We start from the raw sequence: 11,453 nt of genomic DNA on the forward strand, positions 1-11,453 counted from the left end.
CGACACCCCCGTCACCACCCAAGGAGAACCACACCGTGACTGAAATCGTCTACGACAACGACGCCGACCTGTCGATCATCCAGGGCAAGAAGGTCGCCGTCATCGGCTACGGCTCGCAGGGCCACGCCCACGCGCTCAACCTCCGCGACTCCGGCGTCGAGGTCGTCGTCGGGCTGAAGGAGGGCTCGAAGAGCCGCGCCAAGGCCGAAGAGGCCGGCTTCACCGTGCAGACGCCCGCCGAGGCCTCGGCCTGGGGAGACGTCATCGTGATCCTCGCCCCCGACCAGGTGCAGCGCCACGTGTACGCCGACGACATCGCGCCGAATCTCGCCGACGGCAAGGCCCTCGTCTTCGGTCACGGCTTCAACATCCGTTTCGGCTACATCGAGGCACCGGAAGGCGTCGACGTGCTGCTCGTCGCCCCCAAGGGGCCGGGCCACACCGTGCGACGCGAGTTCGAGGCCGGCCGTGGGGTCCCCGTCATCGTCGCCGTCGAGAACGACGCCTCGGGTTCGGCCTGGGACCTCGCCTGGTCGTACTCCAAGGGCATCGGTGGTCTGCGCGCCGGTGGCATCAGGACCACCTTCACCGAAGAGACCGAGACCGACCTCTTCGGCGAGCAGGCCGTGCTCTGCGGTGGCACCTCGCAGCTGATCCAGTACGGCTTCGAGACCTTGACCGAGGCCGGTTACCAGCCGCAGATCGCCTACTTCGAGGTGTTGCACGAGCTCAAGCTGATCGTCGACCTCATCTGGGAAGGCGGCCTGGCCAAGCAGCGCTGGAGCGTCTCCGACACCGCCGAGTACGGCGACTACGTCTCGGGCCCCCGGGTCATCACGCCCGACGTGAAAGAGAACATGAAGGCCGTGCTCGCGGACATCCAGTCGGGTGCGTTCGCCAAGCGGTTCATCGACGACCAGGACGCCGGGGCCCCCGAGTTCCAGCAGCTGCGCAAGAAGGGTGAAGAGCACCCGATCGAGGCCACCGGTCAAGAGCTGCGTGCCCTCTTCGCCTGGAAGCAGCAGGACGTCGACTACGTCGACGGCAGCGCCGCGCGCTGACCCGTCGCCGTACCGGAACCACCCGAGAGGGCTCCGCACCACCCGGTGCGGGGCCCTCTCGCCGTCGGTCGGTCCCGTGACCTCGTGGCATGATCTAAGGCATGGCTCACAGCAAGAAGGCCGTGCACTTCGGCGCCGGCAACATCGGTCGGGGCTTCGTCGCCCAGTTCCTCCACGCGAGCGGTTACGAGGTCGTCTTCGCCGACGTCAACGACGACCTGATCGGGGCGCTGCAGTCGCAGCCGTCGTTCGAGGTCCACGAGGTGGGCGAAGACAGCCGCACGACGGTCGTCGACGACTATCGCGCGATCAACAGCCGCACCGACGAGGCGACCCTGGTCGCCGAGATCGCGACGGCCGACGTGGTCACGACGGCCGTCGGCGCCCGCATCCTGCCGTTCGTCGCCCCGGTCATCGCCAAGGGGCTCGCCCAGCGGGCGACCGACCTGGCCCCGCTCGCCGTGATCGCGTGCGAGAACGCCATCAACGCGACCGACTCGCTGGCCACCGCCGTCCGAGAGCACGACCCGGCCGAGAACGCGGTCTTCGCGAACTGCGCCATCGACCGCATCGTGCCCGAGCAGGCCGGCGGCACGCTCGACGTGACCATCGAGTCGTTCTTCGAGTGGGTGGTCGAGAGCACGCCGTTCCAAGATCACCGCCCCGAGATCGAGGGCGTCACCTGGGTCTCCGACCTCGAGCCGTTCATCGAGCGCAAGCTCTTCACGGTGAACACCGCTCACGCCGCAGCGGCCTACCACGGGTTCCGCAAGGGGCTCACGAGCATTCGCGAGGCCCTCGACGACGACGAGGTCATGGCCGAGGTCCGTGGCGTGCTCGCCGAGACCAAGGGGCTCCTGGTCGCCAAGCACGAGCTCGACGCCGACGCGCAACAGGCCTACATCGAGAAGAACCTCGTCCGCATCGCCAACCCGCACCTGCCCGACACCACCGAGCGCGTCGGCCGCAACCCGCTGCGCAAGCTCAGCCGCCACGAGCGGTTCGTCGGCCCCGCGGCCCAGGCGGCCGAGCGCGGGCTGCCCTACGACGCCCTCGTCCGCGCCGTGCGGGCCGCCCTCGACTTCTCGGTGCCCGACGACGTCGAGAGCGTCGAGCTGCAGTCGCTGCTGAGCTCGGGCCTCGCGGCCGACGAGCTGACGCGGACGCTGACGGGCGTCCAGGACGACCACCCCCTGTTCCCCGCGTTGCTCGCGGCGGTCTCGTCCAAGCTCACGGCATGACGCCGGCCGAGCCGCAGGCACCCGCCGGCGGCGACGCGGACGACGCGCTGAACTGGGGTGACGAGGCCGACAGCAGTCACGTCGAAGGCCCCGCACCGGCGATTCGCCAGCGCCGTGCTCGACGGTCCGCCGACGACGAACTCGACCTCGAAGCGGGCGACCCCGACGACGAGGACGACATCGACGACGGCCCGGCCGTGATGAGTTCGGCCTCGCTGGTCGTGCACGGCGTGCTCGGCGGGGTGTTCCTGCTCTGGGCGGCGGGCTGGATCGTGGCCGTGGGCGACTTCACGAACCCGTTCACCGACGCGATCTCGTCGCTCATGTGGAACCTCGGCGAGCTCTTCGCCGTGGTGGCCCCGATCGCGTGGTTCGTGGCCGTCATCGCTCTCGTCCCCGTCGATCGCACCGGTCGACGTCTCGGCTGGATGGCAGCAGGGGCGCTCCTCGTGGCCCCGTGGCCGCTCGTGATCGGAGGCTCCGCTTGAGCGACCACGAGCCCGACGCCCTCTCGGTGACGGCCGGCGACGCGAGCGAACCGGGCCGCGCCTCCTTCTTCTTCTACCTCGCCGTCGCGATCGTCTTCGCCGTCTTCTTCGCCTTCGACCTGTTCGAGGCGATCTCGAACCTCGTGCTCGTGCCGCAGGTGTTCACGCAGAACAACGACTTCTACCGGGAGAACGGCCTCGACGGTCTCGTGGTCTCGCCGCCGTGGGTGCCGCTGGTGGTCGGGGTCCTCCTGCCGCCCGTGGCCTTCCTCGCGGCGATCGTCCTCGCTCGTCGTCGCGAGCTCTGGAAGTTCACGCTGGCTCTGGTCGCTGCCCTCGGGCTGGTGGCGGCGGTGTCGTTGTCCCTCACGGCGTACGTCACGACCGTCTGAGCGGAACGAGGAGGCGCGGGTCGGGGCGTCGAGGTGGCCCACCGGTGCCCGCGTCATCGGGACGAAACAATCCGTCCGAGTCGATAGAGTCGTCAGCAGCCGCGCCCACGGCGCGTCGCGGCCCCTCCCCGAACACCTCCTAGAGAAGGACGTCCGTCCCGTGGCGAAGCCCGTCGTGTTGATCGCAGAAGAACTGTCACCCGCAACCGTCGACGCCCTCGGGCCCGACTTCGACGTGCGATCGGTCGACGGTACCGATCGGCCCGCGTTGCTGGCCGCCCTCGCCGACGCCGACGCGATCCTCGTGCGGTCGGCGACGCAGGTCGACGCCGAGGCCATCGCCGCCGCCCCCTCGCTCAAGGTCGTCGCACGCGCGGGCGTCGGGCTCGACAACGTCGACATCAAGGCGGCCACCACGGCCGGCGTCATGGTCGTCAACGCGCCCACGTCCAACATCATCTCGGCCGCCGAGCTCACGGTCGGCCACATCCTCAGTCTCGCGCGCCACATCCCGGCGGCCCACTCCGCCCTGGCGCAGGGGCAGTGGAAACGCTCGAAGTACACCGGCGTCGAACTCTTCGAGAAGACGGTCGGCATCGTCGGCCTCGGCCGCATCGGCGCCCTGATCACGGCCCGCCTGCAGGCCTTCGGCGTGAACGTCGTCGCCTACGATCCGTACGTCACGCCGGCGCGTGCCCAGCAGCTCGGCGTCACCCTGCTGTCGCTCGACGATCTGCTCGCCACGAGCGACTTCGTCACGATCCACATGCCCAAGACCCCCGAGACGACCGGCATGATCGGCCTCGAGCAGATGAAGGCCATGAAGAAGTCCGCCTTCGTCGTGAACGTCGCCCGCGGCGGTCTCATCGACGAGGACGCGTTGTACGAGGCCCTGACCACGGGCGAGATCGCCGGCGCCGGTCTCGACGTGTTCGTCAAGGAGCCCCCGGTCGACCAGAAGCTCTTGGGGCTCGAGAACGTCGTGGTGACCCCTCACCTCGGGGCCTCGACGCATGAGGCTCAAGAGAAGGCGGGTGTCTCGGTCGCTCGTTCGGTGCGTCTCGCGCTCGGCGGCGAACTCGTCCCCGACGCCGTCAACGTGGCCGGCGGCGTCATCGACCCCTATGTGCGGCCCGGCATCCCCTTGGTCGAGAAGATCGGCCAGGTGTTCTCCGGCCTTGCCGACAGCCCCCTGACGAGCGTGGACGTCGAGGTCCGGGGAGACCTCGTCGAGTACGACGTCAGCGTGCTCAAGCTGGCGGCTCTGAAGGGCATCTTCACGAACATCGTCAGCGAGTCGGTCAGCTACGTGAACGCACCGCTTCTCGCCGAACAGCGCGGCATCACCGTGCGGCTGCTCACCGACCCGACCAGCGACGAGTACCGCAACGTCATCACCCTGCGCGGCTCGTTGAGCGACGGATCGCGGATCTCGGTCTCGGGCACCCTGACCGGCACGAAACAGGTCGAGAAGATCGTCGAGATCAATGGCTACGACGTCGAGGTCCCCATCGCCGCCCACCACCTCGTCATGGTCTACACCGATCGCCCCGGCATCGTGGCGGTCTACGGGCGCGAGTTCGGCGACGCCGGCATCAACATCGCAGGCATGCAGATCGCCCGTCGGAGCGCAGGTGGTCAGGCCCTCAGCGTGCTGACCATCGACAGCCCCGCACCCGACGAACTCGTCGAGAAGGTGCGTGTCGCCATCGACGCCCAGGTGCTGCGCGAGATAGACGTCACGCTGTAGGCGAGGCACATCGCGACGAACCGCCCCTCACCCGGCCAGACCGGGGAGGGGCGGTTCGTCGTCGGGGGAGCACCCGTCCTTTGTCGGCTCAGAGGTCGAGCGACTCGTGTGCCTCGAGCTTGACGGCGTCACCGCCGACCGACTGCGCGGAGGCCTTCATGCGGTCGAAGTGCATCGCCAGCCCGGGGCCCGAGAGGGTCTGCTCGTGTGTGGGGAAGGCGAGGCGGGGCGAGACGGCGGCCACGTAGTCGATCACCTCGGCGACCTTCAGCCACGGTGCCCCCACCGGTGCCGCGAGGACGTCGACCGGCACGGGAGGGACCGTGAACTGGTCGCCCGGGTAGAAGAGCGAGCCGTCGACCAGGACGCCGACGTTGTCGATGACCGGGATGCTCTCGTGGATGACCGCGTGGCGCGAACCGTAGAACGCGAGCGTGAAGGGGCCGACCTCGACGGTGTCGCCCTCGGCCACGACGTGCACGTCGAAGCCTTCGACAGCCGCGGCCACGCCCGCCGGACCGTAGACGGTCACCCCGGGATTGGTCGCGAGCAGGTGTGACAATTGATCGGGGGTCCAGTGGTCGGCGTGCTCGTGGGTCACGACGACGGCGTCGACGTCGTGCAGGTCGATCAGGGGGGTCGTGAATGACCCGGGGTCGACGACGAGCTTGCGCCCGTCCTTCTCGAGGATCAGGCAGGCGTGTTCGAGCTTCGTGAGGCGCATGAGAGCGACTGTACGCGCGTCGCTCGGATCGATCTCGACTCGCGGGCGCCTCGATTTGTGACGGGCTGGCGGGGTGTGGCATACTCGACGAGTTGCAAATACGGCCCCATCGTATAGCGGCCTAGTACGTCGCCCTCTCACGGCGGTAACACGGGTTCGAATCCCGTTGGGGTCACCAGTAGCGACGAGAAACCGCCAGGCTCAGGCCCGGCGGTTTTTTCGTGTTCGTCCAGACGACACGAGACCGCCAGGCGTGGGCCGGGCGGTCTCGTGCCGTGCGTGGTGGGTCACCCCTTCGTGGCACCCGCCAACAGGCCGCGGACGAAGAACCGCTGCAGGGCGAAGAACACGATCAGCGGCACGATGATCGAGATGAACGCCCCTGCCGTCAGCAGCTCCCACGACTGTCCGTACGACCCCGACAGGTCTTGCAGGGCCTTCGTGATCGGAAGTCCCTGCCCGGACGTGAACACGGTGGCCACGAGCAGGTCGTTCCAGACCCACAAGAACTGGAAGATGCCGAACGAGGCGATCGCCGGCATGGACAGCGGCAGCACGATGCGGAAGAAGACCTGCCCGTGGCCGGCGCCGTCCATGCGGGCGGCCTCGATCACCTCGGCCGGGATCTCCGAGATGAAGTTGTGCAGCATGAAGATCGCCAGAGGGAGGGCGAAGATCGTGTGCGCGATCCAGACCTTGGCGTACGAACCGTCGAGCCCGTTCACCCCGAGTCCCGGCAGGATGTACAGGCCTCCGATGCGCAGACCGTCCGAGAACAGACGCAGCAACGGCACGAGGGCCATCTGGATCGGAACGATCTGTAGGGCGAAGACGAGCACGAACAGCGTGTTGCGACCCTTGAACTCGATCCAGGCGAAGGCGTAGGCCGCGAGGCTCGCGATGGTGATGGGGATCAGTGCCGCCGGCAACGTGATCACCAGCGAGTTCAGGAAGGCCTTGCCGAGGGTGAGACTGTCGCCCGAGTTCAGCGCGTTGACGTAGTTGTCGAACGTGAACCCCGGGTTGGCGAAGACGGTCCACCAGCCCGTGGTCTTGATGTCGTTCGCGGGGCGGAAGGACGAGATGAACAGGCCGGCCGTCGGCAGCGTCCAGACGACGGCGATGATCAGGGCGGCGATCGTCGCACCGCGACTGGTCGTGCCGCGCTTCAGCTTGCCGCTCGAGCCCTCGATCCGGGCGACACCGCGTTTCAGCTGCCTCTCGGTCCTCGAGCCGACGGCGACCCCGATGGGGGTAGGGGTGGCGCTCATCGGATCTCCCTCTGTTTCTGGATCTGGCGGGCGTTGTAGATGACGATCGGCAGGACGAGCACGAACAGGATGACCGCGAGAGCCGAGCTGTAGCCGGTGCGGCTGCCGAGCTGGAACTGCCGGACCATCTCGAACGCGAGGATCGTCGTGTCGTTGCGTCCGCCGGTCATGGCCGAGACGATGTCGTAGACCTTGAGGGAGGCGATGGAGATGGTTGTCAGCACGACGATGATCGTGGTGCGGATGCCGGGGACCGTGATGTGCCGGAACGCCTGGAACCCGTTGGTGCCGTCGAGTGAGGCGGCTTCGAGCTGTTCTGCCGGAACCCCCTTGATGGCCGCCGAGAGGACGGTCATGGCGAACCCGGCCTGGGTCCAGATCAGCACGATCACGAGCAGCAGGGTGTTCCACGGTTCGAGCCCCAGCCAGTCGACCGGCTGCCCGCCGAAGGCGACGAGGATGCCGTTGAGCAGGCCGATCTGCTCGCCCTGCCGGATGTCGTAGAAGAACTTGAAGATGATCGAGGCGCCGACGAACGAGATGGCCATCGGCATGAAGACGAGCAGCTTGAGGAACTTCTCCCCGCGACTCTTGTCGATGAACACGGCATAGGCGAGACCGATCGCCGTGGCGGTGATCGGTGCCAGCAGGACCCAGACGAGGGTGTTGCCGAAGGCGGTGAGACCGTCGGGGCTCGTGAACACCCAGACGAAGTTGTCGAGCCCGGCGAAGCCCGACCCGTCGTTCTTCATGAAGGCTTGACCGGCCGTCGTGATCGTCGGGTAGATCAGGCCGATGATCAAGAAGAACACGGCGGGGGTCATGAAGGCGATCAGCTGGAGCGAGTACCCGGCGCCACGCTTCGACCGATAGTCGAGCAGGAACAGCCCGCCACCGAGGACGGCCGCGACGGCGGCGACCCAGATGACCGAGTTGTACAGGCCGAACGCCATGAGCACGGCGACGGGGACGACGACGCAGACGGCCAGCCGGATGATCGTGTACTGGAGACCTCGACGAGGGGCGAACTCGACGAAGACGAGCACCACGGCCACGAGGGCGGTGAAGGCGATGAGGATCAGGGGGATCTGCGCCAGGGGCGGTATTCCCGCCAACCACTGGAAGAAGCTGGACATCTCTGTCCTTTCACGTTCGAGTCCGAACTGGACGCGGCCTGCCGCCGCCCGAGGTGGCGGGCGGGCGCGGGGTCAGGGGCCACCGGCGTGCGGTGGCCCCTGCGGCGGCGCGTGTGTTACGAGGTGTAGCCGGCCTGGATCTCGCTGAGCACCGAGTCGGTGTCGGTGCCGTCGATCCAGTCGACCATGCCCTTCCAGAAGCTGTCGGAACCGACCGCCTTGGGCATCAGGTCCGAGCCGTCGAAGCGGAACTGGGTGTCGGTGCCCTGCAGGATCTCCACGGCGCCCTTCAGCAGGTCGCTGCCGGCGTTCTCGGGGTCGAGGCCCTTGTTGGCCGAGATGACGCCACCCAGCGAGACGCGGCTGTTGGCCCAGTCGGCGCTGGCGAGGTACGCCTGCACCTTGGCGGTGTCGTCGTCGTTCGAGAACGCGGCGACGAACTCGCCACCACCGGTGACCGCCGCCGGGTCACCTTCCTTCATCGGCGGGGTCAGGAAGGCCCAGACGTCGCCGTCCTCGGCGACCGTGGCGGGCTGACCGCTCGCGTTGTTCGCAGCGGTCAGGAAGCCCTCGAAGAACGAGGCCTGGTGGGTCAGGGCGCAGCTGCCGTTCGCCACGTTGGTGGCGACGTCTCCGAAGGCCGTCGAGTTGATGGACTTCACGTCGCCGTAGCCGGCGTTGACGAGGCTCGGGTCGAGCAGGATGTCGCCGACCGAGTCGAACGCGGCCTTGATCTCGGGGTCGGTGAACTTCGTGTCGCCCGCGACCCAGGAGTCGTAGACGTCGGGGCCGGCCTCGCGCAGGACGAGGTCCTCGATCCAGTCGGTCCCGGGCCACCCCGAGGCCTCACCCGAGTTGAAGCCGGCGCACCACGAGGGGCCGCCGGTCTTCTCCTGGATGGTCTTCGACAATGCGACGAGGTCGTCGTAGGTCTTGGGGACCCCGACGCCCCATTCCTTGAACTTGGCGGGGGAGTACCAGACGTATCCCTTGACGCTGGCCATCAACGGGGCGCCGTACTGCTTGCCGTCGACCTGGCCGTACTTCTGCCAGTCCTCGGACCAGCCCTCCTTCACGTTGGCGAGCGCGTCGTCGGGCAGTTCTTGCACCTTGCCCGAGGCCACCGTGTCGGCCAGCAGGCCGGGCTGGGGGAAGATCGCGAGGTCGGGGGTGTCGCCACCCTGCACCTTGATGCCGATCTGCTTCTCGAATTCTTTGTCGCCCGTGTACTTGATGTCGATGTCGTTGGCCTTCTCCCAATCGGCCCACGACTTCTCGAGCAGGGTCGCCTCGTCGCCGTTGATCGTGCCGTAGATGTTGACCACGCCGTCGGCCGTCCCGACGTCACCGGCGTTGCCCCCGCCCGCGTTCGGGTCGTTGGGGTCGGCCGAGCCGGAGCACCCGGCCAGAAGGAAGCTGGAGGCCGCCAGGATGGCCAGGGGCCCCGTGAAACGGCGGTGCAGGGATGCTCGCATTGGTTTCTCCTCGTTGAGTCGCAAGAGCGGACGACCCTCGTGCTGTCGATGGCGCCGTCCGCCGCGCATCGTCGTCGACGCGCGTCGACGATGAGTGTCACACACTCGCAGATGGTGCGCAACCGCGTCTGCTACCGACGTTCTCCGGCCGGAGCGGGGCCCGACGTGCCCCGGACCGTCAGCCGCGGCCGCACGACGACCTGGGGTGCCTCGTGGCGGACGCCCTCGATCCGATCGACCAGGTCGTCGACGGCTGCCGCGGCGATCTCGCGGCCCGGTGGGTTGACCGTGGTCAGCGGCGGTGACGTCATCTCGGCGGCGAGGTCGCCGATGCTCAGGGCGACGACCGTCAGTTCGGCCGGGATCGCCCGACCGGCCGTCGCGGCGGCCTGCACGAAACCCGCGAGCGCCATCTCGTTGAAGGCGATGACGGCCGTCGGGGAGTGGGGGGACGCGGCGAACGCCTCGTAGGCCGCGCGACCCCCGGGCACCGAGTTGTCGGCGAGGTACGTCTCGAGGGTGACTCCGCGCCGTGCCACGGGATCGCGGAGGCCCGTCGTGGCTCGATCGAGCGGACCGGAGCCCCGCTCGGGTGCGGCGATCGCCTGGCTCAGGAAGAAGACGTCCCGGTGCCCGAGGTCGGCGACATGGTCCACGGCCTGGCGGCCGAGCGACTCGTAGTCGGCGTCGACGAACCAGAGCCCGTCGGAGTCCTCGGGGCGTCCGATGTTGGTGAACGGCAGATGCGACCGCGACAGGACGACGACACGGTCGTCGCGAGCCGTGAGTTCCATCAGGATCACGCCGTCGACCAGTCCCTCGCTGACGAGGCTGCCCAGCCCCTCGACGTCGTCGATGGGGTTCGACCACAGCAGCAGGTGGTACCCCCGCTCCCTCGCCCGGTCGGTGGCCGCCGCGACGTACTCGAACTCGGACGACGTGACGCCTCGACGTCCGTAGGGGTAGTGCAGGGCGAGGATGCCGCCTCGTGCGCCGGCGAGTCCCCGGGCGAACGCGTTGGGCGTGTAGTTCAACTCGACCATCGCCGCTTCGACGCGACGGCGGGTGGCCGCGGAGATGGTCCGTCGGCCGCTGATGGCGTACGACACGGTGCTCGACGAGACGCCTGCCAGACGCGCCACGTCGTCACGGGTTGCCGGCATTCTCGTCCACCTCGTCGTCGATCGTGTGCACAGCATACGAGCGACGGCCTCGCCGTCCGCGCGGCGGTCCGGCCCGGCGGTCGCTGCCTAGCTGGGCCACACGGGGCGGAACTGCACGCTGATGCGGGGCCCGACGGCTTTCTTGGTCTTGGCGATGGCGTGCTCGTGGGTTCGCTGGCAGCTGCCGCCCATGACGAGCAGGTCGCCGTGGCCGAGGGGGAACCTGCGGGTGGTGCCCGTCGACCGCGAGCGCACCGCGAGTGTTCGTGGTGCCCCGAGAGAGAGGATGCCCACCATCGTGTCGCGGTCGATCGTGCGCCCGACGTTGTCGCCGTGCCAGGCGATGCTGTCGTCACCGGTGCGGTAGAAGCACAGGCCCGCCCGGTCGAAGCGCTGCTCGACCGGGGTGCCGCGCTCGTGCGCGTAGTACGTGTTGAGGTCGTCGCGGGCCCGGGCCAACACGGGGTCGGGCAGTGGCTCGCCCGCGCCGTAGGACGAGACCAGCCGCGGCACCTCGACCACCCGGTCGTACATCTGCCGCCGGTCGGCCCGCCACGGCACGTCGGTCACGAGGCGCTCGAAGAGGGCGTCGGAGTGCGACGCCCACCCCGGGACGACGTCGAGCCAGGCGCCCTCGCCCAGGTCGAGGTGGTCGACCCGCCCGACGAGCGGCGCGAGGTCGGGGCCGTCGGAGAGCCCGTCGAGCAGCGAGGCGGTGAAGGGGATGCTCATGCCGACACCCTATGCGAAGA

At 68.5% G+C, this 11,453-nt stretch carries 11 protein-coding genes and 1 tRNA gene; 6 read left to right on the forward strand and 6 right to left on the reverse strand.

Features of this window, described 5'->3' with window-relative positions; genetic code table 11:
* Positions 1–35 precede the first annotated feature (35 nt).
* The 5 genes from ilvC to serA all read left to right on the forward strand — a co-directional run bounded on the left by ilvC (position 36) and on the right by serA (position 4,932).
* The gene (gene ilvC, locus HRF36_RS02570) at positions 36–1,061 is read left to right on the forward strand and encodes a ketol-acid reductoisomerase (protein WP_173205752.1); all 1,026 of its coding nucleotides are present in this window, start codon (positions 36–38) and stop codon (positions 1,059–1,061) included.
* 101 nt (positions 1,062–1,162) lie between these two features.
* Positions 1,163–2,302 (forward strand): mannitol-1-phosphate 5-dehydrogenase, encoded by a 1,140-nt coding sequence (locus tag HRF36_RS02575; RefSeq protein WP_173205755.1) that lies wholly within the window; start codon positions 1,163–1,165, stop codon positions 2,300–2,302.
* Complete coding sequence (locus tag HRF36_RS02580; RefSeq protein ID WP_173205757.1) at positions 2,299–2,790, forward strand: hypothetical protein; 492 nt, start codon at positions 2,299–2,301, stop codon at positions 2,788–2,790. Before HRF36_RS02575 ends, HRF36_RS02580 begins: the two co-directional genes overlap by 4 nt.
* On the forward strand, positions 2,787–3,182 hold the full coding sequence (locus HRF36_RS02585; RefSeq protein ID WP_173205760.1) for a hypothetical protein: 396 nt from the start codon (positions 2,787–2,789) through the stop codon (positions 3,180–3,182). Before HRF36_RS02580 ends, HRF36_RS02585 begins: the two co-directional genes overlap by 4 nt.
* Before the next feature lie 160 nt (positions 3,183–3,342).
* Positions 3,343–4,932 (forward strand): phosphoglycerate dehydrogenase, encoded by a 1,590-nt coding sequence (gene serA / locus HRF36_RS02590; RefSeq protein ID WP_173205763.1) that lies wholly within the window; start codon positions 3,343–3,345, stop codon positions 4,930–4,932.
* Positions 4,933–5,020: 88 nt separating this feature from the next.
* Here serA and HRF36_RS02595 read toward each other — a convergent pair whose 3' ends face one another.
* On the reverse strand, positions 5,021–5,656 hold the full coding sequence (locus tag HRF36_RS02595; protein WP_173205766.1) for an MBL fold metallo-hydrolase: 636 nt from the start codon (positions 5,654–5,656) through the stop codon (positions 5,021–5,023).
* Positions 5,657–5,758: 102 nt separating this feature from the next.
* Here HRF36_RS02595 and HRF36_RS02600 point away from each other — a divergent pair.
* A tRNA-Glu gene (locus HRF36_RS02600) sits at positions 5,759–5,834 on the forward strand.
* Positions 5,835–5,943: 109 nt separating this feature from the next.
* On the opposite strand, the gene HRF36_RS02605 is transcribed toward HRF36_RS02600, so the two are convergent.
* From HRF36_RS02605 to HRF36_RS02625, 5 genes are all read right to left on the reverse strand, one after another.
* Positions 5,944–6,927, reverse strand: a complete 984-nt coding sequence (locus HRF36_RS02605; protein ID WP_173205769.1) for a carbohydrate ABC transporter permease — start codon at positions 6,925–6,927, stop codon at positions 5,944–5,946.
* Positions 6,924–8,063 carry a carbohydrate ABC transporter permease gene (locus HRF36_RS02610; protein ID WP_173205772.1) on the reverse strand — a complete coding sequence of 380 codons (1,140 nt, stop codon included), beginning with the start codon at positions 8,061–8,063 and terminating at the stop codon, positions 6,924–6,926. Before HRF36_RS02610 ends, HRF36_RS02605 begins: the two co-directional genes overlap by 4 nt.
* Positions 8,064–8,179: 116 nt before the next feature.
* Entirely contained in the window at positions 8,180–9,538 is a 1,359-nt protein-coding gene (locus HRF36_RS02615; protein WP_173205789.1) for an ABC transporter substrate-binding protein, read from the reverse strand.
* A gap of 131 nt (positions 9,539–9,669) precedes the next feature.
* Complete coding sequence (locus tag HRF36_RS02620; RefSeq protein WP_173205791.1) at positions 9,670–10,701, reverse strand: LacI family DNA-binding transcriptional regulator; 1,032 nt, start codon at positions 10,699–10,701, stop codon at positions 9,670–9,672.
* An 87-nt stretch (positions 10,702–10,788) separates the two neighbouring features.
* On the reverse strand, positions 10,789–11,433 hold the full coding sequence (locus HRF36_RS02625; RefSeq protein WP_173205794.1) for an alpha-ketoglutarate-dependent dioxygenase AlkB: 645 nt from the start codon (positions 11,431–11,433) through the stop codon (positions 10,789–10,791).
* Positions 11,434–11,453: the final 20 nt, after the last annotated feature.

This window comes from Frigoribacterium sp. VKM Ac-2836, assembly GCF_013248995.1.
Classification (GTDB): domain Bacteria; phylum Actinomycetota; class Actinomycetes; order Actinomycetales; family Microbacteriaceae; genus Frigoribacterium.

Bases quoted from the DNA above. Each gene is read 5' to 3' on its own strand.
- HRF36_RS02610 (WP_173205772.1), bottom strand. From the start codon at position 8,063: ATGTCCAGCTTCTTCCAGTGGTTGGCGGGAATACCGCCCCTGGCGCAG.
- HRF36_RS02605 (WP_173205769.1), bottom strand. From the start codon at position 6,927: ATGAGCGCCACCCCTACCCCCATCGGGGTCGCCGTCGGCTCGAGGACC.
- HRF36_RS02615 (WP_173205789.1), bottom strand. From the start codon at position 9,538: ATGCGAGCATCCCTGCACCGCCGTTTCACGGGGCCCCTGGCCATCCTG.
- HRF36_RS02625 (WP_173205794.1), bottom strand. From the start codon at position 11,433: ATGAGCATCCCCTTCACCGCCTCGCTGCTCGACGGGCTCTCCGACGGC.
- HRF36_RS02580 (WP_173205757.1), top strand. From the start codon at position 2,299: ATGACGCCGGCCGAGCCGCAGGCACCCGCCGGCGGCGACGCGGACGAC.
- HRF36_RS02620 (WP_173205791.1), bottom strand. From the start codon at position 10,701: ATGCCGGCAACCCGTGACGACGTGGCGCGTCTGGCAGGCGTCTCGTCG.
- HRF36_RS02575 (WP_173205755.1), top strand. From the start codon at position 1,163: ATGGCTCACAGCAAGAAGGCCGTGCACTTCGGCGCCGGCAACATCGGT.
- HRF36_RS02595 (WP_173205766.1), bottom strand. From the start codon at position 5,656: ATGCGCCTCACGAAGCTCGAACACGCCTGCCTGATCCTCGAGAAGGAC.